Annotated in this window: 21 protein-coding genes; 9 read left to right on the top strand and 12 right to left on the bottom strand. The window is 70.2% G+C overall.

Annotated elements, in window-relative coordinates; genetic code table 11:
- Positions 1-14: 14 nt before the first annotated feature.
- Complete coding sequence (locus ABT294_RS07105; RefSeq protein WP_350804144.1) at positions 15-2,426, bottom strand: MMPL family transporter; 2,412 nt, start codon at positions 2,424-2,426, stop codon at positions 15-17.
- 72 nt (positions 2,427-2,498) lie between these two features.
- On the opposite strand from ABT294_RS07105, the gene ABT294_RS07100 reads away from it, so the two are divergent.
- Entirely contained in the window at positions 2,499-3,107 is a 609-nt protein-coding gene (locus ABT294_RS07100) for a hypothetical protein (protein WP_350804143.1), read from the top strand.
- 464 nt (positions 3,108-3,571) lie between these two features.
- Positions 3,572-7,123 carry a protein kinase domain-containing protein gene (locus ABT294_RS07095; protein WP_350804142.1) on the top strand — a complete coding sequence of 1,184 codons (3,552 nt, stop codon included), beginning with the start codon at positions 3,572-3,574 and terminating at the stop codon, positions 7,121-7,123.
- A 56-nt stretch (positions 7,124-7,179) separates the two neighbouring features.
- Here the strand turns inward: ABT294_RS07095 and ABT294_RS07090 are convergent, their stop codons facing one another.
- From ABT294_RS07090 to ABT294_RS07070, 5 genes are all read right to left on the bottom strand, one after another.
- A complete protein-coding gene (locus tag ABT294_RS07090) occupies positions 7,180-8,094 on the bottom strand; it encodes a class I SAM-dependent methyltransferase (protein WP_350804141.1) in 915 nt (304 codons plus the stop codon).
- Positions 8,058-8,705, bottom strand: coding sequence for a cysteine hydrolase family protein (locus tag ABT294_RS07085; protein WP_350804140.1), 648 nt, complete (start codon positions 8,703-8,705; stop codon positions 8,058-8,060). Before ABT294_RS07085 ends, ABT294_RS07090 begins: the two co-directional genes overlap by 37 nt.
- Entirely contained in the window at positions 8,702-9,772 is a 1,071-nt protein-coding gene (locus tag ABT294_RS07080; protein WP_350804139.1) for an isocitrate/isopropylmalate family dehydrogenase, read from the bottom strand. The genes ABT294_RS07085 and ABT294_RS07080 overlap by 4 nt, the downstream gene beginning before the upstream one ends.
- Before the next feature lie 51 nt (positions 9,773-9,823).
- Complete coding sequence (locus tag ABT294_RS07075; RefSeq protein ID WP_350804138.1) at positions 9,824-10,381, bottom strand: EF-hand domain-containing protein; 558 nt, start codon at positions 10,379-10,381, stop codon at positions 9,824-9,826.
- 583 nt (positions 10,382-10,964) lie between these two features.
- Positions 10,965-11,738 (bottom strand): glucose 1-dehydrogenase, encoded by a 774-nt coding sequence (locus ABT294_RS07070; protein WP_350804137.1) that lies wholly within the window; start codon positions 11,736-11,738, stop codon positions 10,965-10,967.
- Between the two features lie 334 nt (positions 11,739-12,072).
- Here ABT294_RS07070 and ABT294_RS07065 point away from each other — a divergent pair, with 334 nt between their 5' ends.
- From ABT294_RS07065 to ABT294_RS07040, 6 genes are all read left to right on the top strand, one after another.
- Positions 12,073-13,446 carry an ATP-binding protein gene (locus ABT294_RS07065; protein ID WP_350804136.1) on the top strand — a complete coding sequence of 458 codons (1,374 nt, stop codon included), beginning with the start codon at positions 12,073-12,075 and terminating at the stop codon, positions 13,444-13,446.
- Positions 13,443-13,859 carry a roadblock/LC7 domain-containing protein gene (locus tag ABT294_RS07060; RefSeq protein ID WP_350804135.1) on the top strand — a complete coding sequence of 139 codons (417 nt, stop codon included), beginning with the start codon at positions 13,443-13,445 and terminating at the stop codon, positions 13,857-13,859. The genes ABT294_RS07065 and ABT294_RS07060 overlap by 4 nt, the downstream gene beginning before the upstream one ends.
- Positions 13,859-14,215: a DUF742 domain-containing protein gene (locus ABT294_RS07055; protein ID WP_350804134.1), complete on the top strand. Its 357-nt coding sequence runs from the start codon at positions 13,859-13,861 to the stop codon at positions 14,213-14,215. The genes ABT294_RS07060 and ABT294_RS07055 overlap by 1 nt, the downstream gene beginning before the upstream one ends.
- Positions 14,196-14,804, top strand: coding sequence for a GTP-binding protein (locus ABT294_RS07050; RefSeq protein WP_350804133.1), 609 nt, complete (start codon positions 14,196-14,198; stop codon positions 14,802-14,804). Before ABT294_RS07055 ends, ABT294_RS07050 begins: the two co-directional genes overlap by 20 nt.
- A complete protein-coding gene (locus tag ABT294_RS07045) occupies positions 14,801-16,075 on the top strand; it encodes a cytochrome P450 (RefSeq protein ID WP_350804132.1) in 1,275 nt (424 codons plus the stop codon). Before ABT294_RS07050 ends, ABT294_RS07045 begins: the two co-directional genes overlap by 4 nt.
- 189 nt (positions 16,076-16,264) lie before the next feature.
- On the top strand, positions 16,265-18,643 hold the full coding sequence (locus tag ABT294_RS07040; RefSeq protein WP_350804131.1) for an ExeM/NucH family extracellular endonuclease: 2,379 nt from the start codon (positions 16,265-16,267) through the stop codon (positions 18,641-18,643).
- Positions 18,644-18,707: 64 nt separating this feature from the next.
- Here ABT294_RS07040 and ABT294_RS07035 read toward each other — a convergent pair whose 3' ends face one another.
- From ABT294_RS07035 to ABT294_RS07015, 5 genes are all read right to left on the bottom strand, one after another.
- Positions 18,708-19,907, bottom strand: coding sequence for a cytochrome P450 (locus tag ABT294_RS07035; RefSeq protein WP_350804129.1), 1,200 nt, complete (start codon positions 19,905-19,907; stop codon positions 18,708-18,710).
- A gap of 61 nt (positions 19,908-19,968) precedes the next feature.
- Positions 19,969-20,460, bottom strand: coding sequence for a GbsR/MarR family transcriptional regulator (locus ABT294_RS07030; RefSeq protein WP_350804127.1), 492 nt, complete (start codon positions 20,458-20,460; stop codon positions 19,969-19,971).
- 131 nt (positions 20,461-20,591) lie between these two features.
- The gene (locus ABT294_RS07025; protein ID WP_350804126.1) at positions 20,592-21,563 is read right to left on the bottom strand and encodes an aldo/keto reductase; all 972 of its coding nucleotides are present in this window, start codon (positions 21,561-21,563) and stop codon (positions 20,592-20,594) included.
- 92 nt (positions 21,564-21,655) lie between these two features.
- Complete coding sequence (locus ABT294_RS07020; RefSeq protein ID WP_350804125.1) at positions 21,656-22,660, bottom strand: zinc-dependent alcohol dehydrogenase family protein; 1,005 nt, start codon at positions 22,658-22,660, stop codon at positions 21,656-21,658.
- A 34-nt stretch (positions 22,661-22,694) separates the two neighbouring features.
- A complete protein-coding gene (locus tag ABT294_RS07015) occupies positions 22,695-23,093 on the bottom strand; it encodes a nuclear transport factor 2 family protein (RefSeq protein ID WP_350804124.1) in 399 nt (132 codons plus the stop codon).
- Positions 23,094-23,279: 186 nt separating this feature from the next.
- Between ABT294_RS07015 and ABT294_RS07010 the strand changes: the two genes are divergently transcribed.
- Complete coding sequence (locus tag ABT294_RS07010) at positions 23,280-25,154, top strand: sensor histidine kinase (protein WP_350804122.1); 1,875 nt, start codon at positions 23,280-23,282, stop codon at positions 25,152-25,154.
- On the opposite strand, the gene ABT294_RS07005 is transcribed toward ABT294_RS07010, so the two are convergent.
- On the bottom strand, positions 25,080-25,685 hold the full coding sequence (locus ABT294_RS07005) for a response regulator transcription factor (protein WP_350804121.1): 606 nt from the start codon (positions 25,683-25,685) through the stop codon (positions 25,080-25,082). The two genes, ABT294_RS07010 and ABT294_RS07005, sit on opposite strands and share 75 nt — an antisense overlap.
- Positions 25,686-25,782: the final 97 nt, after the last annotated feature.

The raw sequence follows: 25,782 nt of genomic DNA, 5'->3' as shown, positions 1-25,782 counted from the left end.
TGCCCGGGGCCCGGCTACGGGGAATCTGGGACATCGTCCGCGCGGGAAACGCCGACCCGGCCGCCGCGGCGGAGGTCGCCCGGACCCTGGACGCCTGCGGCGCCACCGCGGCCTCCCTGGCGGAAGCCCGCCAGGCCATCGACCTGGCGTGGCGGCCGCTCCAGGACCTCCTGCCCGTCAACCGCCACACGGTCATGATCCGCGCCCTGGGCCTGTACGCTGCCCGACGCCACCTGGACGAGTGAATCCGGGCTGGGCATGGGAGCGCGGGGGGCCGGGAGGAGGCGTGCCAGAGGGGCGGGCAGCCACCAGTTGCTCGTGCCGAGGATGCGCATCAGCGCGGGGACCAGGGCGAGCCTGATGACGGTCGCGTCCAGGGTGATCGCGGTGGCGACGGCGAGGCCGAGCTGCACCAGGTGGTGGCGGTCGGCGGTGAGCAGCGCGGTGAAGGTGGCGACCATGACGGCGGCGGCCACCGTGATGGGGCGGGCGGTGTGCCGCAGGCCGTCGATGACGGCCGCGGTGTTGTCGCCGTTGGCGTGGTAGTGCTCGCCGATGCGGTGGATGAGGAAGATCTCGTAGTCGATGGACAGGCCGAACACCAGCGTGAAGGCCAGGAGCGGGATCAGCGTGTTGACCTGGCTCCCGAACAGGTGCGGCAGGTATCGGGTGGCCAGGGTCAGCAGGCCGAACGCCGCGCCGACCGCCAGCAGGTTCATCAGCACGGCTTTGATCGGCAGCAGGATGCTGCGGAAGGACACCAGGAGGAAGAGCAGCGAGCAACCCAGCACCAGCAGGATCACCATGCCCAGCTGGGCGGTGGTCTCGTCCATGAGGTCGGAGAAGATCGCGTTCGGGCCGGTCACGAAGACGTGCCGGCCGGGCGGCAGCGTCGCGGGGCCGATCTGCTGGGTGATCTGCCGCGCCAGCGCCGTGGTGGCGGGTTCGTCGATGTGCGTACGGATGATGACGATGACGACGGTCAGGTCCCTGCCGTTGTCGACGGACGTCGTCAGAGCCACCCTGGCGTCCTCTTCGAGAGCGGTGACCAAGGCGGCGGTGTCGACGGGCCGCGCGCCGACCGGGTGGGGGAGCACCACGGCCAGGGCTGAGGAGATCTGGTCGGCCTCCATGTACGCCAGACCGCGTCCGAAGTCGGTATCGGTGATCGAGGCGCGGTCCAGGTCGAAGCCCATCCGCATGCCGGTCACCGGCGCGGCCGCGGCCAGCAGGACCCCGGTGCAGGCCAGCGTGTACGCGACGGGGTGGCGCATGAGATGCCGCGCCCACCGGCCCCACCCGCCGGCGTCGCCGGAGCGATCCTGGCGGCGGGGGTGTGGTGGGCGCCGCTGGGTCAGCCATCGGTCGGCGGCCACGAGGACGGCGGGGAGCAACGTGACGGCCGCCGCCGCGGCCACCACCGCCGACAGGCTCACCGCCGCCCCCATGGTGCGGATCATGGAGGTGCGTACGACCAGCAGGGCCGCCGCCGTCAGCGCGACGCCCACGGCGCACCAGGTCGTGGTGCGGCCCGCGGTGCTCACCGCGAGGGCGGCGGCCTGGCACCGGTCGTGCCCGGCAGCTCGTGAATGGCGGTAACGGAAGAGGGACAGCAGCGCGTAGTCGAGGCCGAGCGCCAGCCCGACAGTGGCCGCCACGGCCAGCATGAACGTGTTGACCGGCACGCCGAACCGGCTCGCCGCCGCCATGACGCCGAGGGCGGTCACCGTGACCGTTCCGGCGACGGCCAGAACCGCCAAGGCCGCACCGGCCGACCCGAGCCCGACCAGGAGCACGACCATGGACAGGGGGACCGCCAGCAGTTCGGCCCGTTGCAGGTCGGCCAGGTCGGTGTGCTTGGTCTCAGCCAGCAGGGCGCTCTCGCTCACCAGGTGGGCGTCGACGCGCGAGCCCGACGCCCGGCTCGCGGCCTCCTTCGCTGCGCGGAGCAGCACCGGCAGTGCCGCCTGGCGCGCCTGCTGATCGCCGTTGACGCCCACGATCGCGTACACGTGCCGTCGGTCCTGGCCCGGCACGAGGGGCAGGAGCTGCGCGCCGCCCACCTGGGGCTGCGCCGACACGGCCCGCAAAGCGTCGTGGAGCGCACGCTGGTACGGCTCCTCGCCGTCGGACAGCGTGGCGGAGTCGAAGATCAGCATCATCTGCTCGGTGCCCAGTTGCGGGAAGCCCTGCTCCAGCAGCCGTGCCCCCGCGAGCGAGGTGGACCCCTCGACGCGTATGGCAGGTGCGATGGCACGCTCGACCAGGCCGGGGATCATGAGCGCCGATCCGGCCACGAACGCCAGCCACACGGCGAGGACCGCCCGGTGGTGGCGGGCCGCCATGTCGCCCAGGCGCCACCAGACGGAACGGCGGACCGTGCCGGTGCGTGCCCCGCCCGCCGACGCTCGTGATGACACCGCCATGGAGCCGCCTCCCGCTGTGCTACAAAGAGTGGTCGCGATATTACCTTCAGTGACAGACGTTCGGAGGACCTGATGATCTGGCAGTCACGTCTCAGCCGTGCCCACGGGCTCGCGATCGGCGCCGCAGCCGCGGCCCTCGCGGTCCCGCTCCTGGCATCCGCGGGCTCCGCTCAGGCTGCGCAGGGTGCGGCGGCGCCGACGGCCACGGCCCGCGACGAGGCCGCGCTGACCTGCGCCCTGCGCACCGCCCCGAAAAACCCCATCGCCTTCACCCCGGCACTGCGCGATGCGGCAGCGCAGCAGGTCAAGGGGCAGGGAGTCGTCCTCCTCGAGAACTGCTCCTCACCCAACGGCACGGTCACCGACATCGCCTCCGGCAGGCTGGAGGTCAGCGGCACGGCCACCGCCAACTGCCGAGGCGCCGCCGACCTGAGCGCCAACGCCACCGTCACCTGGCGCGACGCCAAGGGCCAGGTCGTGGGCACCTCCAAGCTCACCTCCGCGCACAAGGGCAGCGTCAGCCTCACCGACAGCCTGTTGCAGGGCGACGTGGTCTCCGGCCGGCTCAAGGGCCGGCACTTCAACGGGAGCGCGACCACCATGACATCCGACCTGCGGCAGTGCACCGCCCCCTCCGGCTTCACCGAGCTGGCCGGATCTGGCCAGCTCTCCTTCGCCTGACCGACGCGGCGCAAGGTCGACGTGCGCTCTTCCCCGCCGGGCGGGATGAGGAAGCACGGCGGTCGCGTGCCGAGCCGGAAAGCCTGATCGTCCCGCGGCCCAGGGGCCGGAGACGAAGGTCGTTCTCCCAGCGGGAACTCCACCTTCACCTCCGGCCCCTGGGCCGCTTCACTGACGGGCGGGATGACGGCGACGGGACGATCAGGGCGTGGGGGCTCGCCGTGCGACAGACGTGCGGCGAGGCGCGCACAGAGCAGCCGCGCCGCACGCCTGACCTCGCCTGTCGTGTGTGGGGAGCGTCCACACGGGCCGCACGTCGGTGCCCCCTGGAAGACGGCGCCATGCCCGAGCGTGCGGTGCGCTTCGCGGCCGTTGGCGCTCGCCGCCGGAGCGGCGGTTGAACTTTCCGCACAGTAGCGGCATCTATGTGACTGAGGATCACCCCGCTGCGAGATGAGGCTGCGATGGCGACACCTTTACTTCCCGGCGATCCCCGGCAACTGGGCTCCTACTGGCTGGCGCGGCGGCTCGGCGCGGGCGGGCAGGGCGTCGTTTACGAGGGGTACGACGGCGCGGGCGGCAGGGTGGCGGTCAAGGCCCTGCGCGGCGACGCGGTCACCGGCGACCACGGGGACCAACTGTTTCGGGAAGTGGAGGCGCTCGGCCAGGTGCCGTCCTACTGCACGGCACGGATCATCGACGTCGTCCTCGACCACGAGCCGCCGTACCTGGTCAGCGAGTACGTGCCCGGCCCGGATCTGCAGAGCTGGGTGCAGGAACACGGGCCTTGCGGTGCGAGCGAGCTGATGCGTCTGGCGATCGGCATCGCGACCGCGCTGTGCTCCATCCATCGGGCGGGGGTGACGCACCGGGACCTGAAGCCGGCCAACGTGCTGATGGGCCCGGACGGCCCCCGGGTCATCGACTTCGGCATCGCCCGCACCGAGGAGATGTCCAGCAGCACGACCGGGCAGATCAAGGGCACCGTGAAGTGGATGGCGCCCGAGCTGTTCCGGGGCCGGCGTCCCTCACCTGCCGTGGACGTGTGGGCGTGGGGCGCGATCGTGTTGTTCGCCGCGACGGGCACATCGCCGTTCACCGGCGAGGCCTGGCCGCAGCTGGCCCACCAGATCCTCACCCACGATCCCGACACCTCCCACCTCGACCAGCCACTCCGCGCCCTGGTGTCGGCGGCTCTGTCCAAAGACCCCGCGGGCCGGCCGGAAGCCGAAGAACTGCTTCTCGGCCTGGTCGGTGTCGCGAACCTGGCCGAGGCGGAGCAGAGGGCCGCCCTCGGACCCGCGTCCCCGCCGCTTGCGCCCTCCCGTGCCGACCTGGCGGAAGAGGCGTTCGCCCGGCTGGACACCAGGGCGCAGGAGGCCGTTCCCCGAATCTTCTTACGCCTGGTCGCCTCCGGCGAACGTGCCGAGGACGTGCTGCGCGCGGCGCGCAGGGCCGAGTTCGCCGACGGCCAGACCAGCGAGCCGGACATCGAGCAGGTGCTGCGGGCCTTCACCGAGGCCGGGATCCTCGCCTGGGAGGAGGACCTGGTCACGCTCTCCAGCGCCGCGCTGATCCGGGCATGGCCTCGCCTGCGAGTGTGGGTGGAGGCCGACCACGACGGTTTGGGCGTTCATCAGGGCCTCTCCACCGCGTCCCGGCTCTGGGATGATCACGGCCGTAAGAGCAGCGATCTGTTTCAGGGAACGGCCCTGGCTCGCACGCAATCCTGGGCCGCCACGCCCCACCGTCTCACCCTCAACCGCACCGAACAGGCATTTCTCGCTGCGTGTGCGACGCTGACTCGCCGCAGGGGCCGCCTCCGCGCCGTGCTGAGCGCGGTGCTGGCCATCCTGCTCATCGCCGCCACTGGTACGGCTGCCATCGCGGTCGTCCAGGGACGGAGGCTGCAGGACAGGAACCTGACCATCTCCCGGCAGCTGGAGCAGGCTGTCGGCGCCCGCCTGGCGGGGCTGGCCACCGCGATGCGCCGCGCCGATCCAGCTGCCGCCAAACGGCTCGCCGTCGCCGCGGCGAGCCTGGCGCCCGGCAGCTACGAGGCCCACCACGCCCTGCTGACTCTGCACAGCCAGGCCGAGCAGTACACCTACCGCCCCCCAGGGGTCGACGGGAGCTGGCGCACCGACGGCGACAGCACCGGCCACCTGCGGGTCTACGTCCAGGGCAACCGGGTGAAGGTCGCCGACGTCGACGCGCGTACGGTGGTCCGGTCGTTCACCTTCCCCGGCAAGCCCCTGGACACCCGGCTCTTCGCCGCGCCCCTGCTCAGCGGCGACGGCAAAGTCCTGGGGGTGCCTCGGAAGGACCGCACCATCGCCCTGTTCGACACGGCGACCGGACGCCCCTGGCCGGTGACCTTCCGCGCTCCCACCCCCTTCTTCGGCCTGGATGCCAAGGGGGAGCACCTGCTGCTTTCCGAGCCTGCCGGGACCAGCGTGTGGGAGACCTCCTCCGGCAAGCGCCTGGTGAGCATTCCCTACCTTCTGGGGGCGGCCGAGTTCACCCCCGATGGGCGGTATCTGATCACCCCGAACGAGACGTCGCTGGACTTCTGGGACCTGCGCACCGGCCGCAAGGCACGTACCCTGCGGCTGATCACCGGCGGGGAACGGATCTCACAGATCACGCTCAGCCCCGACGGCCGGCTCCTCGCCCTGATCCAGGGCAACCGGCTGGGGGTCGTCCCCTTCCCCCGGCTCGACCCCTCCGAGGTGAAGTGGGTGACCATGCGCAGACCCGCTGCCAACGAGGCGCTCATCTTCAGCGCCAACAGCAGGTACGTCTCCCTCAACGGCGTCATCTGGGACACCAAGGAGATGCCGTTCTGGAGACCCTCGAGCGATCAAGCGATCTTCCAGTACGCCAACACCGACTGCTTCCACTACGCGTTCGGGCCCGGTGACCGCACACTGCGCTGCGTCGAGAGCTCGGGGGGCGGCACTACCACCGTCGTCTCCCTCGCCGCGGTCCTCGATCCGATCACCCTCCAGCCCGACTCTTACAGCGTCGACGCGACGCTCAGCGACGACGGTTCGACCCTGGCGCTCGGCTCCGGACAGGTGGAGATCTGGGATCCCGTCAAGGTGGTCCGCCGCAAGACGCTCGACGTCAGCGCGAGCGGCGTCGTATATGCCGACCCCCGGCTGTCGGAAGACGGCCGTCTCCTGGCTGTCAGCCAGGGCGACGGGGAGATACAGATCTGGGACGTGGCCTCGGCGACCAAGAAGACGACCCTGGCGACCCGGCGCCAGCTGAGCGACTCCCCCCTCGCGTTCTCGCCCGACGGCAAGACCTTGGCCCTGCTCACCAAGCAGAGCAAGAACGTGTCCCTGCTGGAACTGTGGGACATCGCCTCGGGAACCCGTCGCGCCGCGGTCACCGGACAGCCCGCCCCCGGGACCTACGAGCCCTTCGGCATTCAGACCTCGGTCTATCGGGTCCTGTTCAGCCGCGACAGCCGTACCGTCATCTCCGCCCCGGACCAGGGCGTCGTCGACACCGCCACCGGCAGGCGGCTGGTCCCGCCCAACCCCGGCGTGAGCGACCCCATGGCGCTGAGCGCGAACGGGCTCGTCGCGAACAACAACTACAGCGGCAAGCTCACGCTCTGGGACGGAAAATCCCTCCAGCAGGTAGGAACACCGAACGTCGGCGGCGCCCCCGCGGCCTTCTCACCCGACGGACGCCTGCTGGCCGTGGCAGACGACACCAACCAGGTCCGCCTGTGGGACGTCAGCACGAGCCGGCCCCTCGGGCTCCCGCTCAGCGGCTTCTTCCGCCCGAAGGAATCCCCCTCCCTCGGGATCAGCTCGCTCAAGTCGCTGGCCTTCACCCCGGACGGGTCGGCCGTCCTCGCCCTCGACCGAGGACGCCTCCGCACCCACCTCATCGCGCCCGACAAGATCAAGAAGGCGCTCTGCGGCGAGGTCGGCCCGCTGTCCGAAACGGAGTGGAAGGCCCACATCCCCGAACTTCCCTACCGGAAGACCTGCTGACACCCCGGCGCGCCTGCGTCGAACTCTCGCGTGGCCAGCACCCGAGACAGGGGGGTTCAATGTGCCAAGCGGCTGAGTGAGGGAGGCGTTCCGGGGCCGGGTTTGTTCGCGAACACCCAGCGGTTGCTCGCCAGGGCGTCGTTCGGCTCGGGCAGCGGGCCGCGGCCGTGGCGGCGGGTGAAGTCGAACGGCGTGTGGATCGCGATGGACCAACCCCGCTCGCTCAGGGCACCGGCTGAGTCGGGGCGCGGCTCACCGTCGAACAGGGCGAGCAGGTCGACACCGATCTGCTCGCTGGTCGCGACGTAGACGGGGCTGGCGCGGACCTCCGGAGACTCCACCCCGAGCTTGACTTCGAAGGCCAGGGTGCTCCCACCGGCGCTCAGGTGATCCACGGTGTCGATGAGACACCGCTCGGCGGCCGGCGGGAGGTAGAGCAGCAGGCCCTCGGCCACCCACGCGGTCGGCACGTCGGCGTCGAAGCCCGCGTTCACCAGCGACGGGGCCCAGCCGCCGCCCAGGTCGGCCGCGATCGGGCGCCGCGTGGCCGTCGGGACGGCGGCGAGGCCGTCGAGCACGCGGCTCTTGAACGCCAGCACGCCGTCGCGGTCGATCTCGTAGATCACCTGGCCTGGCGGCCAGTCGAGCCGGAACGCCCGCGTGTCGAGGCCCGCGCCGAGCAGGACGACCTGCCGGACGCCCGCGCGGGCCGAGCGGATCAGGAAGTCGTCGAGGACGCGGGTGCGCAGGCCGAAGTAGCGCCCCAGCCTTCCCCAGAGGGGGTTCGCGTCTCCGTCCGGCACCTCCGCCGGGTGGACCGGCCAGGCTGCGGATGCCCGCGCGGCGCGCACGAAGTGCTCGGCGTAGGCGTCAGCGGCCAGGGCATCGGGCCGGTCGGTCTCGATCGCCCGCGCGGCGGCGACCATGAGGGCGGTCAGGCCGACGCCGCCTTCGACACCGGTGCTCGGCACGGGCCCTCCTCTCCCGCGGGTGGCGCCCACCCATGCGGGTGGTCGTGGGTGGTGAGGTGGGCGCCGTAGACGACGGCCATGAAGCGCAGGATGTCGGTGTCCGGCAGGTGCAGGCTGGTGGTGCAGTCGGTCAGCACGGTCACGTGGAAGCCCTTCTGGAACGCGGTCCGGGCGGTGGAGTCGACGCACACGTCCGTGTACAGGCCCGCGAACACGAGCCGCTCGATGCCGCGGTGGACGAGGTGCTGCTCGAACCCGGCGCCGAGGAAGGCGTCGAAGCACGCCCGTTTGGTGACGACGCGCTCCTCCGGCATGGGCGAGACCTGGTGGAACTCCGCGCCCCACGTGCCGTCCAGGCACTTGGGCCGCTTGCCCTGCGCCCGGTCCCGGCGTCGCCAACTCGGGCCCTGGTGCTCGGCGTCGCCGACGAACCGGACGAAGATCACCTCCGTGCCGCGGGCCCGTGCCCGGTCGACGGCCAGCGCGGTGTTCGTCGCGACCGCGTCCAGCGTCGCGGGATCGCCGGAGTAACGGGCGAGGGCCGTCGGCCCAGCGCAGAAGTCGTTCTGCAGGTCGATGACGACCAGCGCGCCGGTCTCCACGGCGGTCACGAGTCGGCCAGCACGGCCGGCCGCCCGTCGGGCTCCAGCGCGTCGAGCAGCGCGTCCACCACGGCGGTGGTGGAGTGGTGCCCGCCGGCGTCCGGGGTGGCGACGCCCCGGCGACCGAGGGACGCGAGGCCGCGCTCCACCATCCGCACCGCTCCGGCGCAGCCCGCGTGCCGCTCGGCGATCATCGCCGCGGCGCGTACGGTCGCCACCGGGTTGACCACGTCCGTGCCCGCCAGGTCGTCGGCGGAACCGTGCACGGTCTGGTACTCGACCAGCCGGGCCGCGTCGGGGTGCAGGTAGATGTTCTCGGTGCAGCGGCTTTCCTGGCGTTCGGCGCCGAAGCGGTCGAGCAGGACCACGTGCATGATGTCGGCCCATTCGTTGCCCGCGATGATCATCGTACGGGGACGCGGGCCGCGTTCGATCAGGTTGCGGTTGACCGTGTCGGGCTGGACCAGGGAGATCTCGACGCCGTGCCGCGCGGCGCTCTCGGACACCCACGCGTCGAGGGCCCCGTCGAGCAGGTGGAACTTGTACGCCATGACGATCTGGTCGGCTCCGCCGTCGGGCCACTCCTCGCGAGCGCGCCGCACGGCGAAGTCGATGACCTTCTCGGTGATCTCCCGGCTGAACGCCATGGTGCGGATGAGCGCGCCCGGGGCATGGGTGTTGTCGCCGGTGTAGAAGCCCTGGGCCTCGTCCCGGACCAGCAGCAGTGACGTCTCCGGGGTGGCGATGACGTCGACCTTCACCGCCTGAAGACGCCGGCGGACCAGGTAGAGCGACTGGGCGTTGATCGCCGTGCGGAAGACGGCCGGGACGCCGCGCGCGGCCCGCGTGCGGCAGAACTCGACGTAGTGGTCGGCGTCCTCCCGTGTGAGCTCGCGGACCCGCTCGATCCCGGCATCGGCCTTCAGCGACAGGTACGAGTGGTAGAGCCTTTCCGACCGGGTGACGCCGATGCCGACCGCGTATGCGTCGGCGATTCTGGCCAGCGCCCGTTCGAAGACGGCCGCGAGTTCGGGGCCCGTTCCCCGGCCGACGGCAAGTCCGATGACTGGTGCCACGTACACTCCTTTGTCGTCGAAGGCCGATGCGTCAGACTGCCGAAATTCCGATCAGATCGGCCCGCCGACAAGGTGATCGCCCGGAATTCCGGTCTTCTCCGGGCTGTAGTAGTCCTTGATGCCGGAGGCCCAGACCGAGACCGCTATCTGGTCGTCGTCCGACGGCCCGAACGCGTCGAAGAGCGCGTCGATGTTCGCGGGCTCGAAGCCGATGGCCGTCATGAGCGCCATGAAGACGCGCCGTTCGATGAGCCCGTCGCCGTCCGGGTCGCCCAGCGCGGCCAGCGCCTCGGCGAATTCCGTGACCGCCGCGTCGAAGCGCTCGGGGGAGAGCACGCACGCGGCGTACTCCTCGAAGGTGATGCGGCCGTCGCGGTTGGCGTCGAGCTCGGCGGCCAGGGTCGCCCAATAGCCCCGGAAAGCGGCGATAATGGTGGATTTGTCCGTGTCGCTGGAGTCGGGGGAAGCCGCGACGACATGGGCCGCCATGAGTTCGAAGTTGTCGGAATCGAGATAGCCGGTGCCGTCGGCGTCGAACAAAGTGAAGATGAGATTGACTCGATCGATGGCCGCTTGCTGCATTCCCTGCCGCCTTTCTTTGGTCGCCACTCGAAATGAGGGCAGAAATGAGGAGCTCGACCGGATCTGATTATGCCAGGCTATGACCCGAAAGCTAGTGCCGCATTTTGCAGCAAAATGCCTCAAAAAGGACCAAAGAAACAACAGGATAAATAATCTGATTTAGCCCATGAATGTCGCTTGGCGGAGCAGTTCGGGGATCGCGGGGCGACGAGGCTGAGTAGACCGGCGAACGTGGTGAACACCGCAGAGCAGGGGCTGGCGGGCCGAGAGTCGCTGCGCTCTCTCGCGGGTTCGGCGTGATCGCCCTGGAGTCGCCGGGCCGGCTTGTGCGTCGGCCGGATCTCAGACGTGATCCGGCCCGCGCGTGGATTGATCGGCTGGTGGATGAGGTCGTCTACGACGCAGCTGTGCGACGGCTGTGGGTTTCAGCAGGACGACGATGAAAGCCGAACCGTCCCGGAGGCGGCTCCGCCTGGACAACGGCTACCTGATGACCGGCCGCGGGGGCGCCAGCGGCGCGACGCCGCCCGCGAACACGGGCGCCGGCTGGTGAGGCCGGAGTTCACCAGCCGGCCGTTCGTGACGGGAAAGGGCCGCGAAAGGACGGGTGTCAGCGGGCCGTCATGGCGCCGTCCACGGCCATCGGCAGGCCGGTCACGAACGACGCGGCATCGGAGCTGAGCCAGGCGATCGCCTCGCCGATCTCCGGAGGGTTGGCGTACCGGCCGACCGGGTGGTAAGCCGCCGTCTGCTCCAGCGTCATGATCCCCTGCTCGATGAGGTCGTCGACCATCTTGGTGCGCACGGCGCCGGGGCATACGGCGTTCACGCGGATCCCCGAGGTCGCGTACTCCAGGGCGGCCGCCTTGGTCAGCCCAACCACCCCATGCTTCGCGGCAACGTACGGCGAGACGAACGGGGCCTCGATGCCGACCAGGCCGGCCACCGAGGCCACGTTGACGATCGAGCCCGAGCCCTGCTCCAGCATCTGGGCGATCTCGTACTTCATGCACCACCAGGTGCCCTTGAGGTTGACCGTGATCGAGGCGTCCCAGGCTTCCTCGTTCACCTCATGGAGCCGGCCGTCGCCCGCGGTGTCCACGCCGGCGTTGTTGATCGCGCAATCCAGGCGCCCGAACCGCTCGACCGTGAAGTCGACCATGTCCTTGACCGCGTCGGCCCGCCGTACGTCCACCCAGACGAAGGCGGCTTCGCCGCCCGCTGCCTCCACCTCGGCGACCGTGCGCTTGCCGCCCTCCTCGTTGATGTCGGCGACCACGACCTTGGCCCCGTGTCGGGCGAACACCAGCGCCGTCGCAGCTCCGATGCCTGATCCGGCGCCCGTGATCAACGCTGCTTTGCCGTCGAGAAGTGAACCTGCCATGGGGGCCGCTCCCAGTCCTGCGTAGAAGGGGGATAGGAAGTCGCACCGTACTGGAGGGGTGATCAACATGTCGAGTTTCGGGGAGATTTGTGCTGTTTGTCCAGAGATTGTGGCCACGGCGGGCCGCCGCCGACGTGTCCTTCAGCAGGAGATGGCGAGGTCGCGGCGTGATTCGCCGTGCCGCTTTCGTAACGTTGAGTAAATTGTCGTAAGATCTTCGTGCTCGCCCCGCGATCAAGGAGATCGGCCAGAAGAGGTCCGTTGTCGCGCGTTCGGCCCCGGTCGCGTCGCGTTCGCGGTGACCGTGCTCCACACGCCGACGAGGAGCTCATTGATGTCAGTACAGGTACACACTCGCCATCGCGCGGCGCGCCCACCACTGGGTGAATCCCTGGTCGTACTGGCGACCACGGCCGTTGTCACGGGGGTCGCGTCGCTGACGGCCGTGCTCAGCGCCCCGACCCCGACCCGGACATTCCTGGCCTGGACCCTCGGTGTCGCGGCTGTCCTGGTGTGCGGTGCGGTCACGTTCGCGGTGTACGGCAAGCAGCAGATCCGGCAGCTGCGTAGCCGGCTCGCCGCCGGCGACGCGGAACTCTTCCGGATGGCCGGCGAGACGATGCCCGGAACGGTGAAGCAGATCCGGGAGGGGGCATCGGCGGAGTCCGCGCTGGCGGCGGCTCCGCGGCCCGCGAGCAACGCCCAGCAGCACATTCTGCGGGTCTTCGTCAACGAGGTCAGCAGAGAACAGCGGATACGCGCCGCCACGACGTCCGCGTGTGCCAGTGCCGCCGGCCGGGTTCAGGCATTGGCCACCAGCATGTTGGCCGACCTGCGCGAGATGGAGGACAGGCACGATCAGCTCAGTCTCGGCGACCTGCTGAAGCTGGACCACACGACCGCGCAGGCCGGCCGGCTCGCTGACAGCATCGCCCTGCTGACCGGGGCGCGGTCAGGGCGACGCTGGACCAAGCCGATCGTGATGGAGAGCATCCTGCGCGGGGCGATCGGCAGAATCAGCGCCTACCAGCGGGTTCGGGTCCACTCGGCCAGCACCGCCGCGATCGCGGGGCACGCCGCGGAGGGTGTCATGCATGCCCTCGCCGAACTGATGGACAACGCCACCAGCTTCTCCCCGCCCACCGAAGAGGTGCACGTGTACGTGGAGGAGGTCAGCACGGGAATCGTGATCACGATCGAGGACTGCGGCCTGGTGATGAGCCCGGCCGCGCTGGCCCGTGCGGAACGCGCCGTCTCCGCCGAGCCGCTGGACTTCACGACGCTGTCCGGTTCCCGGCTCGGGCTGGCGGTCGTCGGCTGCCTGGCTCGCAAGCACGGGCTGACCGTTTCCTTCCGTCCGTCCTCGCGTGGAGGCACCGGCGTGGTGGTCATGATTCCGCAGCAGCTCATCAGCCAGAACGTCCAGGCGCCGCGGGCGACGCAGCCTCCCCCGCCAGTCCCGCACAGCCCACGCAGTCAGCAAGCCGCACCGCAGGCGCGCCCCGAACAGGACGGGGAGCTGCACGGGCTGCCGCGACGTCGTCGGGGGCAGACGCTCGCGGCCGCCTCGTCCGCACACACGGCGCCGCAGCCGGCTGTCGGCCAGGAGCCCAGGGCCACGCGGCGACCTTCCGACGCCGGAGCCAAGTTCACCGCCTTCCATCAGGCGAGCAGGGCACGACAGATTGGTGAGGACGAACCTCGATGAGAAGCTCAGATCAGGAACTCGCCTGGTTGCTTGAGAACCTCCTGGAGAGGACTCCACAGACCAGACACGCGTTGGTGCTGTCGAGAGACGGCCTGCGCCTGTCCCACACCGCCGCGCTCTCCGTGGACCGCGCCGACCAGCTCGCCGCGATCGCCTCGGGTATCCAGAGCCTGTCGTACGGCGCGTCCATCGAGTTCGGGGACGGTACGGGAGGCCTGCGCCAGTCCATGACCGAGTTCCACGGTGGGTTGCTGTTCATCGTGGAGGCGGGAGAGGGCGCGCACCTCGCCGTGGTGGCCAGCGAGGACGCCGATCCGGGTGTCATCGGCCACAACATGAACGAACTGGTGGAGCAGATCGGTGAATACCTGACCGCGCCACCCCGCGCGCCCCAGCAGAGCAGCCGCCTCTGATGTCGCCGCGCCTGGAGGACGAGAACCCGGACCGCCTCTACATGGTGACCGGCGGGCGCAGCAGCGTGACCGACGACGCTCTCGACATGGTCACGCTGATCGTGAGTGAGTGCGACCCTACTCCGGGCATGCAGTCCGAGCACGTCCGGATACTGCAGCTCTGCAGGAGCCCGACGGCGGTCGTGGAGATCGCGGCGGAGTTGCGGATGCCGGTCAGCGTCGTCTGCATCCTGCTGTGCGACCTGCTCGACACGGGGCGCATCACCGCCAGGAAACCGCGTCCGGCGCCTGCCGAGACGCGTCTGCCCGACCCCGAAATTCTGAAGCAGGTGCTCGTTGGACTCCAGAAGCTCTGAACCGGTCGCGCGCATCCCGTTGCCGAGCTCCGCGACCACCGGGCTGAAGATTGTGATCGTCGGCGGGTTCGGCGTGGGGAAGACGACCATGGTCAAGTCGGTCAGCGAGATCCGTCCGCTGAGCACCGAGGAGACCATGTCACGGGCGGGGGTCGGGATCGACGACGCGCGCGGCGTGGAGGCGAAGTCCACGACCACGGTGGCGTTCGACTTCGGCCGGATCAGCCTCAACGACGAACTGGTGCTCTACCTGTTCGGCGCGCCGGGGCAGGAGCGGTTCTGGTTCCTGTGGGACCGCCTGTTCACCGGCACACTCGGCGCCGTCGTCCTGGTGGACACGCGTCGCCTGGCCGACTCGTGGTACGCCATCGACCGGCTCGAACATCACGGCATGCCCTTCATCGTGGCCCACAACCAGTTCGGCGAGTCCACGCACTCGCTCGACCAGATACGTGACGCGCTCGACCTCGCCCGCGACGTACCACTGATCGCGTGCGACGCGCGGCAGCGGGAGTCCAGCAAGGCCGTACTGATCACGCTCGTCAACCACCTCTTTGCTCTGTCCTCCGCCCGGCAGGTGACCTCATGACCGACGCCACGCATTCCTCCGACGCCGCCTACTGGTTCGCCGCCCGGCCCGCAGTGCCAGAGCCGAACGCATTCGACGGCGCCTTCCCCATGTACGGCAGGGCGTACCACCAGAATCCCGCCCGGGCCTTCGAGGAGATGCGAAGGCACGGTCCCGTGGTTCCGATCCTGCTCGAGGGCGACGTACCGGGCTGGCTGGTCCTCGGCTACCGCGAGCTGCGTTACGTGCTCAGCAATCCCAAGCTGTTCATCCGCGACTCGCGCCATTGGAACCAGTGGCAGAACATCCCGCCCGACTGGCCGCTCAGGGCGTACGTCAGCTACCAGCCGTCGATGCTGTTCGAGGTCGGCGCGGCACACGAGCGCCGGGCGGGCGCGGTCAGCGACGCGCTTGCCGCGGCCGACCAGTTCGAACTGCGGTCACGCTGCGAGCGGGTTACCGAGGGGCTGATCAACACATTCATCGGCTCCGGCCGGGCGGACCTGATGGCGCAGTACGCCAACCCGATCCCGCTGCTCGTCCTCGCGTCGTTGCTCGGCCTGCCGGACTCGGACACCCGCGCGCTGGTCGGCGAGGTGGCCACGACGCTGAACGGTGGCCCGGCCGCGATGGACGCCTACCAGCGGGTGCAGACCGTCATGAGCCGGCTGCTGGAGATGAAACGGCAACACCCGGGGCCCGACCTCCCGTCCAGGCTGCTCGCCCATCCCGCCGGGCTCACCGACGAGGAGCTCACCCAGGACCTGCTCCTGACCCTGACCGCCGGCTCGGATCCGACGGCCACCTGGATCGGCAACACGATCCAGCTCATGCTGACGGACGACCGGTTCGCCATGACGCTGTCGGGTGGCCGGCGCAGCATCGGTCAGGCACTGAACGAGGTGCTGTGGAAGGAGGCGCCCGGGCAGATCGCCATCGGACGGTGGCCGGTCATGGACACCCAGCTCGCCGGCCGCCGCATCCGAGCGGGTGACCTTCTCGTCTGCGGTCTGGCCGCCGCGAACCTCGACCCTCAGGTACGCCCCGACTTCTACGGGGATTCTGTGGGTAATCACGCGCACATGTCGTTCGGGTACGGTGCGCACGGTTGTCCGCATCCCGCGCCGGAGCTCGCGGAGATCATCGCGCACATCGCAGTGGAGATGCTGCTCGACCGGTTGCCGGACGTGGTGCTCGCGGTGCCGCCCGAGTCGCTGGAGTGGCGGGCGTCGATCCAGATGCGCAGCCTGGAGGCGCTGCCGGTCGAGTTCACCCCCGGCTATCCGGTCTGACGCGCGGGCCCTCCGAGGCAACCCCATGGAGGCCGTGGTCGAAGCAGCGACATGCGGCAGGTCCGCATCGTCGGATGACGACAGATCGACGACCCATGGATGGACACGAAGTGTCAATGTTTGAAGTTTCATGACCCGTCCATGCCTTATATGGGGTTTTTCGAGGCTTGTCGTTTTACGCTCCGCGGCATGCGTGTTAAGTCCCGGGCTCTAGCGATCCTCGTCGCGGCCGGCGTCGTCGCCGGCTCGATCGCCGTCCTTTCCTCACCCTCTGCGGCCGCGGCCCCCGGAACCGTGGTCATCAGCCAGGTCTACGGCGGGGGCGGCAACTCCGGCGCCCCCTTCACCAACGACTACGTCGAACTGTTCAACCGCAGCGGCGCCCCCGTGTCGCTGGACGGCTGGTCCGTGCAGTACACCAGCGCCGGCGGCACCGGGAACTTCGCCACCAACAAGGCCGACCTCTCCGGCACCCTCGCCCCCGGCCAGTACCACCTCGTGCAGCTCGCCGCCGGCAGCACCCCCAGCGGCGCGCTGCCCAAGCCCGACAGTGTCGGCTCCATCAACATGAGCGGCACCGCGGGCAAGGTGGCGCTGGTCCACTCGCCGGACGGCCTGGCCTGCAACGGCTCCTCCGCCCCCTGCTCCGACGCCCAGCTCGCGCAGCTCGCCGACCTGGTCGGGTACGGCAGTGCGAACTTCTTCGAGGGCTCCGCCGCCCCCGCGCTCACCAACACCACCGGCGCGTTCCGCAAGAGCGGCGGGTGCGCCGACACCGACGACAACGGCGCCGACTTCGAGAGCGCGGCCCCCGTGCCGCGCAACAGCGCCACCGCCCCGGCCCCCTGCGGCGGCGGTGACCCGTCCCCGACGCCCACCCCGACGCCCACCCCGTCCGGGACGCCGACACCAAGCCCCACCCCGACCGTCACGCCCACCGAGAACTGCGACACCGCGCCCACGCACCGGATCTCCCAGGTGCAGGGCAGCGGCGAGGCCAGCCCGGTCGAGGGCCAGGCCGTCCGGGTCGAGGGCGTCGTCACCGGCTCCTACCAGGGCTCCGGCCAGTTCGGCGGCTTCTACGTACAGGAACCCGCCCCCGACACCGACCCGGCGACCTCCGAGGGCCTGTTCGTGTTCTCCTCCTCGCCGGTCAAGGCCGGTGACCGGGTGCTCGTCTCCGGCAAGGCGATCGAGTACAACGGCCTCACCGAGATCTCGCCGTCCACCGCGGTGACCGTCTGCGGCACCGGCTCGATCAAGCCGACCGAGGTGAAGTTGCCCCTCGAGAAGGGCGACTCTCTTGAGCGCTACGAGGGCATGCTCGTCACCTTCGACGGCCACCTCGCCGTCTCCGAGATCTACAACCTGGGCCGGTACGGCGAGATCACCCTCTCCAAGGGCGCCCGGCTGTGGCAGCCGACCGACCGCAAGGGCGTGGACACCGAGAAGGACGCGCGGCGCACGATCCTGCTCGATGACGGCTCGAACGCGCAGAACCCGCCCACCCTGCCGTACCACACCGGGGGGTCGAACACCGTCCGGATCGGCGACGAGGTGAAGGACCTGACCGGCGTCCTCACGTACGGCTTCGGCGGCTACCGCGTCCAGCCGACCGGGCAGGTGGTCTTCAAGGCCGAGAACCCGCGTCCCGCCCAGCCCGCGAAGGTCGGCGGCGACGTCCGGGTGGCGAGCCTCAACACTCTCAACTGGTTCACCACGCTCAAGTCCCGGGGTGCCACCACCGCCGCGGAGCGGGACCGCCAGCTCGCCAAGCTGGTCGCCAACATCACGACGCTCGACCCCGCCGTGGCCGGGCTGATGGAGGTCGAGCGCAACAACGACGTGGCGCTCAACAGCCTGGTCGACGCGCTCAACGCCAAGGCCGGCGCCGGCACGTACAAGGCGATCACGCACCCCAACCCGGGCACCGACCTCATCCAGACCGCGCTGATCTATCAGCCGGGCAAGGTCACCCCGATCGGTCCGGCACGCTCGTCGTCCGACCCGATCTTCAACCGGCCGCCGCTGGTGCAGACCTTCGGCAAGGCCAACGGGGCCGGCGAGACCTTCACGGTGCTGGTGAACCACTTCAAGTCCAAGGGCTGCAGCGACAGCGACGGGACGGCCTCCGGCCCCGACGCCGACCAGGGCGACGGGCAGAGCTGCTACAACGCCAAGCGCGTCAAGCAGGCCGAGGCCGTGCTGGCCCTGATCGACAGCCTCAAGGTGACGAACGCGCTCGTCCTCGGCGACATCAACGCCTACGGCGAGGAGGACCCGATCCACACCTTCGAGGAGGCCGGGCTGACCAGCCTGAGCAAGAAGTACGTCAAGAAGGACGACCGCTACAGCTACGTCTTCGGCGGCCTGTCCGGTGAGCTCGACCACGTGCTGACCGACAGGAGCGCGCGCAAGCTGGTGACCGGCGCCACCATCTGGCACGTCAACGCCGACGAGGGCCGGTTCATGGACTACAACACCGAGTTCAACCCGCCCTACCTCTACCAGCCCGACCCGTTCCGCTCCTCCGACCACGACCCGCTGCTGGTGGGTCTGAAGCTCTGAGAACACGCGTGGGCCGCGGCGGAGAACCTCCGCCGCGGCCCACGCCGCACGGGGCCCGGCCGGGTCAGATCAACGGGAGGCGGCGCACTCCTGTCATGCTCGGCGTGGGCATGAACTCCACGGGGTCGTCCGGATCGGTGCGCAGAGGGTTGAACCGTTCGAGCAGGATGTCCAGGGCGACCCGCCCCTCCAGCCGGGCCAAGGGGGCGCCCAGGCAGAAATGGATGCCGCGGCCGAAGCTGAGGTGCGGGTTGGGGTCGCGGCCGGGATCGAAGACGTCGGGGTCGGTGAACTGCCGGGGATCTCTGTTGGCCGCTCCGAGCCAGATCAAGACGAACTGATCGGCCGGTATCGTCACGCCGCCGAGTTCGACCTCGCGGGTGGTGGAGCGGCCGAGCATGGCGAACGGGGTGAACAAGCGGAGGGACTCCTCGATGACGGCCGGGATCGAGGCGCGGTCGGCCCGTACCTTGTCCTGCTGCTCGGGGAAGGCGTCCAGGCACAGCACCGTGTTGCCGAGCAGCATCGTCGTGGTGACGTGCCCGGCGAGCAGGAGGACGATCGCGAAGTTGACCACCTGGTCGTCGGGCAGGCGTTCGCCGTCCACTTCGGCCTCGACCAGCTTGGTGAGCAGGTCGGCGCGCGGCTGTCGCCTGCGTTCCGCGGCGTGACCGGCGAGGTAGGCGGACATCTCCCGCCACGGCTTCATCGTGGCCTCGATGTCCACCGTCTGCTGCTCGGCGGGCTCGGCGAGTGAGATCTTGGTGTCACGTTGGAACAGCGCGTCGGCCCACTGCTTGAACAGCGCGCGATCGCTGCTGGGCACACCCAGCAGCTCGGCGATGACGATGACCGGAAGCGGATAGGCCAGATCGGTCACGAGCTCCAGCCGGCCGCGATCTTGCGCTGCGTCGAGCAGTTCGCGGGTGACGGCGGCGATCCTCGGCTCGAGGTCCGCGACGACCTTGCGGGTGAAGGCGCTGCTGACCAGCTTGCGCAGCTTGCCGTGCTCCGGCGGGTCGATCTGGGTGATGAAGCCCGCCAGCGAGAATTCCTCGGCGTCCGGCATCAGGCCCTTGGGGACGACGCGCATGGTGTCGGAAGAGAACGTCGCGGGGTCGCCGAGGACCTCCTGCAGTTCGGGGTAACCGTAGACGTTCCACATTCCGGTGCCGGCGTCGTACTCGACCGGCCGGCCCGATCGCGGCCCGTGCAGCCAGAAGAGCTGTTCGGGGATGTTGTACCGCTCGACGATGTCGGACATCGCCTCTCCCTTGGTCGTAGGTCCCTTGAGCGGATCGGTCGCCGTGCGGACTACCGCGCACTCAGCACGTGAGCTCAGGTTCCGCAGCACTGGCACGGCGGCTCTTGTGGTACTCCTCCCAGCGCTGAAGCATCTCGTCCCCGTCGCGCTCGGTGAAGGCGAAGAACTCTTTGGTCTCCTCCAGCCGCGCCCGCTGTTCGGGGAGCTCGTCGCCGATGACGGACAGCCCGAAGTCCAGCACCTCCACCACCGGTCGCAAGAGGGCCAACTGGACCCGCAGGACCTGCGCCCAACCCCCTCGAACCACCCGATAACGGTGCTGACGGTTGGACGTGGGGACGCGCTCGAGCATCCCGGCGGTCTCCAGTTGCCTGGCGACCGTGCTGATCGCGGTCTTGCTCACGCCGAGCTCGGCGGCCAGATCGGTGAGCGACTGGTGCGGCGGGTCACAGATCATCAGCCACGCGTACAGGCGGCCCATCGTCCGCGTCCCGCCGAGGCGCTCCATGGCCAGGCCCATGCGGTCGACGAACTCGCTTTCCCGGGCATCCATCTATGTGAACTCCAGCAGCATCGTGAAGTACGTACTTTACGAACGGTACGCCAGTCCCTGGCGCTGAGCAATGGCCAGGAAGGGCACGGTTGATCGTGTGTGGCCCGCTGTGAGCGCCTGCTCCCCAGTGATCACTGCCACTTCAGCGAGCTTCGGGTCGTCCAGTAGGTCTGGGGGGTCTCGGTCAGTACGGCCAGGCGCTCGTCCAGTTCCGTGTCCCAGCCGACGCGGGTCGCGGTCAGGTTGCTGCGGAACTGATCCACCGAGGCGGCCCCGCTGAGCACCACCCCGGCCCACGGCTGGGCGAGGACGGCGGCCAAGGCCAGGGCGTCCGGCGTGACGTCGCGTTCCCGGGCGGCACGGGCGAGCGCGGGAGGGGCGGCGTGGGAGGTCAGGCGGCCGTTCGCCACGCCCTCCTTGACGATCACGCCCAGGCCGGACCGGTGCGCCCGGGCCAGAGCGGAGCCGGCGGAGCGCTCCAGCAGGTTCCAGGTGGCCTGGACCGTGTCGAACAGGCCGATCTCGATCGCCCGGTCGATGGTGTCCGCCTGGCGCGGGCCGGTCGTGGACAGACCGACCGAGACACCCCCGGCGCGCAACTCGCGCAGTTCGGCAAGGACGTCCTCGTCGTCGAGCACGCCGCTTTCGACGGTGGCCGAGTGGATCTGGTAGAGCGACAGGTGCTCGCCCAGCAGCGCTCGGGTCTGGTCCAGCTGTTGTCGCAGCCGGTCGGCGGACAACTCCTTCACCTCGTACCGGTCGGCGCCCATCCGCCAGCCGCCGACGTAGGCGTACCCCCACTTCGACCCCACGGTCACCGACCCGGGCGCGATGGCGCGCTCATGCAGCCAGCCGGCGAGGAACTCCTCGGCTCTGCCGTAGGAGCGGGCCACGTCGACGTACCGTACGCCCGCCGCCGAAGCCGCATCCAGCACCGCCCAGGTCCGCGCCCGCATCGCGGCGACGCTGCGATCATCGCCGAGATCCTCCTCCCGGCCGAGCGTGATGTACGCCGGTCGGCCCAGCGCGGCCAACCCGATCCCCACCGGTGTCACCGGCAACCCGGTCCGGCCCATCGGCCGCACCACCAGCTCATCACCCATCTCGGCGCCTCTGCTCTCTCCGTCGATGCCGTCCGTCCACCACATACTTCCCGCGGCACTGGCGCAGCTCCTTGGCGGCCTCCCAGACGCTTTCAGAGGCCGATGACGACCTTGCCGAACGCCTTGCCGGAGGCGTAGTAGCCGTAGGCCTCGCGAGCCTCGTCGAAGGGGAACACGCGGTCGATGACGGGCCGGAGCCGGTTGACGTCGATGGCCCGGTTCATCGCGAGGAACTGCGCTCGGCTGCCCACGGCGACGGCGCGCACCGTGGCTCCTGAGGCGAACAGCACGCGCGGATCGAGGGGTGGTGCGGCATCGGAGACGAACCCCACGCAGGCGACATGTCCGGCTATCGCCACCGCCCTGAGCGAGTCTTCCAGCAGACCGGCGACATCGACGACGCGATCCGCGCCGAGCCCGCCGGTCAGCTCCCGGATCTTGCCCGGCCAGTCCGGTGTGGCCCGGTAGTCGACGACCTCGTCGGCGCCGAGTTCGGTCAGGCGCGCCGCCTTGGCCGGGCCGCTGGTCGTGGCGATCACCCGGGCTCCGAGGGCCTTGGCGAACTGCAGCGCGAACAACGACACCCCGCCGGAGCCCTGCGTGACCAGGGTCTGTCCCGGCCGCAGGCCGTCGCCGTCGCCGGTCAGGGCGTTCCAGGCGGTGAGCGCGGCGCAGGGCAGGGTCGCGGCCTCCTGGTAAGAGAGGTGGTCGGGGATCGGCACGAGCGCGTCCTGGTCGAGCACGGCGAGTTCGGTGAGCATGCCGTCCAGCGAGCCGCCCAGCTGCGGCAGGTGCTGGACGCCGAACGGGCCGTGCTGCCAGCTCGGGAAGAGCGTCCCCATGACCCGGTCGCCGACCCGCGCGGTATGCACTCCGGGTCCGACCGCGACGATCTCGCCCGCTCCGTCCGAGATCGGGACGACGTCGGGCTTCACCGGCAGCACGTAGTCGCCACGCAGCACCATCAGCTCGCGGTAGCTCAGCGAGACCGCACGCACGGCGATCAGGACCTCGCCCATGCGGGGTACGGGGGCCGGGTGCTCCTTGATCGACAGTCCGGCTATCCCGGCTCCGCTGTCGACGTGATAACTGCGCATGAGAGGTTCCCTTTCCGTCTTCGATCCGTTGCGCTCAGCCGTCGAGGCCGGTCTCGGCGGCCAGCGGGACCTCGCCCGCGGTCTTGCTGTAGCCCAGGGCCTCGACGATCAGGCCGTCGCGGACGTGCATGAGGTTGACCCCGCGTACGGAGTCGGCGGGGCCGTCGCCGAAGCGGTAGCGCCAGCGGATCGTCGCCCGCTCGCCGGCGACCAGCACCTCTTCGGGCTCGAACTGCGTGGTGCGGTCTTCGGCGAGCGCCTGCCAGAACGCCAGGCAGGCCTCCCGGCCTTCGTAGCGGGCGCCGTCGGGGGCCGGCTGGATCGCCTCCATCACGCAGTCGTCGCCGATGAGGTCGGTGAGCGCGGTGGGGTCGTGGTCGACGAAAGCCTTGTTGAAGCGGGTGATGACATCGGTCGTCGTGCGGAGCGCCATGTGAGTTCCTCCAAGGGATAGAACGTTCGGTCTATGTATATCGACCGGTTGTTCTACTCGTCAACCGATGGCAAGCTGAGGGGCATGGAGACATCCCCTCCGCGATCGGCTAGCTTGTTCAGCACTTCCAGAGCGTGCGGCTGCTCGCCCAGGACGAGGAAGGTTCCGAGCTAGTGGGGAGCGTGCGTGATCTCCGAGCCTGAGAACCTGCCGCCCAGGCTGGCGCGCGCCATGATGTGGGCCACGCTCGGCCTGCTCTTCCTCGTCCGGCTGGTCGACGGACGGGCCAACGGCGTCACGTGGCCGAATCTGCTGGTCACGATGGCTCCGTATCCGGTGCTGGTGGCGATCCTGGCGCGGCGCCACCGGCGGCAACGCGTCCGGTGCGGGCTGCTCGCGGCCGTGACCGTGCTCTACGGACTGCCGTTCCTCGTGCTGGGGGCGGAGTGGTCCTGGCTGCCGTGGCCGGTGGCCGCCGCCGTGCTCTGCCTGCTCCCAGGCCGGGTCGCCTGGCCGCTGCTCGGCCTGATCCTGGCCGGTACCTGGGCCGGCGGCCTGCTCCAGAGCGACTCCGCGCTGATGGCGAGCTGGCGGGTCAACGCCACCGCCACCGACGCGTTGATCATCTTCAGCCTGTACACGCTCGCGAACATGGTCCACGAGCTGCACGCGGCGCGCACCGAGCTGGCCCGGCTCGCGGCGGTGCGGGAACGCCTGCGGCTGGACGGTGAGCTGCGCCGGGTCGTGGGCGGCAGCCTCCGGACCATCGCGGACCGGCTGAGGCGCGCGGGTCGCGCCGAGCCGGAGGCCGCGCGTACCCACCTCGGGGACGCCATCGAGGCCGCCCGGAGCACGATGGCCGGGATCCGGGCCACGGCGGGCGAGTACCGCACCGCCACGCCACCGGCCACGGCGATCGAGTCGCCACGGCTCGCCCGGCTGATCCTGCTCGCCGTCATCGTGCTCCAGTCCGCCAAGGTGTTGGTGGCGGTGAGCATCGACACCGGCGGCCATCCGTCACTGCTGATCCTGGGCGTGCCGCTGCTGTCCGGGATGCTGGTCCTCCAGGCGCTGCTGATGCGGCGGCCGACCCGGGTTCGGCTGGCGCTGATAGCGCTCCTGATCGTGCCCGCGGCGTTGCCCGGCAGCTACGTCGAGCTGGTGCTGGGGCATTTATCGTCGGTGTGGGGGTTCCTCAGCGGCGCGGTGCTGGCCTATGTGCGTCCGCCGCGCTCGTGGGCGATCGTCGCGCTGCTGCTCACCATGCAGGTGTCGCTGTACTTCTACCCGCCACCGGTACCGGCGGCCTCGCAGATCGCGGCCGACATGATCTCGCACGTCATCCTGGCGTGGCTGTTCTACAGCCTGACCCGGTTGGCCGACCTGGTGGTGCTGCTGGACCGGGCCCGGCACGACCTGGCGCAGACGGCGATCGCCAGGGAGCGCGCCCGGATCGGCCGCGACCTGCACGACGTGCTCGGGTTCAGCCTGTCAGCGGTGGCGCTCCGCGGTGAACTCGTCATGCGGCTGCTGGACGACGATCCCGGGCGGGCCACCGCCGAGCTGGCCGCCCTGGGCGCGCTGGCCGAACGCGCGCAGACCGAGCTCGGCCTGATCGCCGACGGCCGGATCCGGCTGCCGTTGCACCGTGAGATCGACGCGGTGCTCGAGGTGCTGGCGGACGCCGGCGTCGCCACCGAGACCGCGCTCGACGCCGGCTCGTTCCCGGCCGCGCTCGACACCGCGCTGGCCGCCGTCCTGCGCGAGAGCGTCACCAACATCCTGCGGCACAGCAGGGCGCGGACGTGCACCATCTCCCTTACCCGCACCGCCGACGCGGTACGGCTGCGCATCGTCAACGACGGCGCCGACCCGGCGCCGGCAGCAGGCGGCTCGGGCCTGGCCGGACTGGCCGAGCGCACCGGAGGGCGGTTGCGCGCCGGGCATCGGCCCGGCGGCCGGTTCGAGGTGGTGGCCGAGTTCCGGTCAGATCCAGCCGGCCTCGGTGGCGATGCGGATGGCGTCGACGCGATTGCGGGCGCCCATCTTGGCCACCGCTGACGTCAGATAGTTGCGTACCGTCCCGTATGTCAGGAAGAGCCGCTCGGCGATCTCCAGCGGCTGCGCCCCGGTCGCGGACAGCCGCAGTACCTCGGTCTCCCGCTGGGTCAGCGGGCTCTCGGGCGCCTGCAGGGCAGCCAGTGCCAGCTCCGGATCGACCACCCGGCCGCCCGCGAAGACCGTACGGATCGCGCTGACCAGCTCCGCGAGCCGGGCCTCCTTGACCAGTAGCCCGGCCACCCCCGCGCTCAGCGCCCGCCGCAGCTGACCCGGCCCGCTCAGCGCGGTGAGGATCAGTACGCGGCAGCCGGGCAGCCGCTCGCGCAGCCGGGCGGCCGCCGTCACGCCGTCCAACTCGGGCAGGTCGATGTCTATCACCGCGACGTCGGGCCGCTCCCGCTCGGCGGCCGGGACGATCTCGCTGCCCGCGACGACCTGCGCCACCACCTCGATGTCGGGTTCGAGGCGGAGCGCCTCGACGAGCACCTCACGGAGCAGACGCATGTCTTCGGCGATGAGAACTCGGATCACGTGCCGTCCCCGATCTGTCGCGCCCGTCCAAGATCCAGCCTATGCAAAATGCACACGAACCCGGTGACAGAGGCACTGTGACCAGGCGACCGGCTCG

Origin of the sequence: Nonomuraea sp. NPDC000554, assembly GCF_040300065.1 — a bacterium.
In the GTDB taxonomy this organism is placed as follows: Bacteria; Actinomycetota; Actinomycetes; order Streptosporangiales; family Streptosporangiaceae; genus Nonomuraea.
The sequence above is the reverse complement of the archived record's forward strand: the minus strand, read 5'-3'. Positions and strand labels throughout refer to the sequence as shown.

What these genes read in the sequence shown, in the direction of transcription:
- ABT294_RS07060 (WP_350804135.1), top strand. Translation starts at nt 13,443, where the DNA reads ATGAGAAGCTCAGATCAGGAACTCGCCTGGTTGCTTGAGAACCTCCTG.
- ABT294_RS07095 (WP_350804142.1), top strand. Translation starts at nt 3,572, where the DNA reads ATGGCGACACCTTTACTTCCCGGCGATCCCCGGCAACTGGGCTCCTAC.
- ABT294_RS07065 (WP_350804136.1), top strand. Translation starts at nt 12,073, where the DNA reads ATGTCAGTACAGGTACACACTCGCCATCGCGCGGCGCGCCCACCACTG.
- ABT294_RS07055 (WP_350804134.1), top strand. Translation starts at nt 13,859, where the DNA reads ATGTCGCCGCGCCTGGAGGACGAGAACCCGGACCGCCTCTACATGGTG.
- ABT294_RS07025 (WP_350804126.1), bottom strand. Translation starts at nt 21,563, where the DNA reads ATGGGTGATGAGCTGGTGGTGCGGCCGATGGGCCGGACCGGGTTGCCG.
- ABT294_RS07040 (WP_350804131.1), top strand. Translation starts at nt 16,265, where the DNA reads ATGCGTGTTAAGTCCCGGGCTCTAGCGATCCTCGTCGCGGCCGGCGTC.
- ABT294_RS07100 (WP_350804143.1), top strand. Translation starts at nt 2,499, where the DNA reads ATGATCTGGCAGTCACGTCTCAGCCGTGCCCACGGGCTCGCGATCGGC.
- ABT294_RS07070 (WP_350804137.1), bottom strand. Translation starts at nt 11,738, where the DNA reads ATGGCAGGTTCACTTCTCGACGGCAAAGCAGCGTTGATCACGGGCGCC.
- ABT294_RS07045 (WP_350804132.1), top strand. Translation starts at nt 14,801, where the DNA reads ATGACCGACGCCACGCATTCCTCCGACGCCGCCTACTGGTTCGCCGCC.
- ABT294_RS07015 (WP_350804124.1), bottom strand. Translation starts at nt 23,093, where the DNA reads ATGGCGCTCCGCACGACGACCGATGTCATCACCCGCTTCAACAAGGCT.
- ABT294_RS07030 (WP_350804127.1), bottom strand. Translation starts at nt 20,460, where the DNA reads ATGGATGCCCGGGAAAGCGAGTTCGTCGACCGCATGGGCCTGGCCATG.
- ABT294_RS07020 (WP_350804125.1), bottom strand. Translation starts at nt 22,660, where the DNA reads ATGCGCAGTTATCACGTCGACAGCGGAGCCGGGATAGCCGGACTGTCG.
- ABT294_RS07035 (WP_350804129.1), bottom strand. Translation starts at nt 19,907, where the DNA reads ATGTCCGACATCGTCGAGCGGTACAACATCCCCGAACAGCTCTTCTGG.
- ABT294_RS07105 (WP_350804144.1), bottom strand. Translation starts at nt 2,426, where the DNA reads ATGGCGGTGTCATCACGAGCGTCGGCGGGCGGGGCACGCACCGGCACG.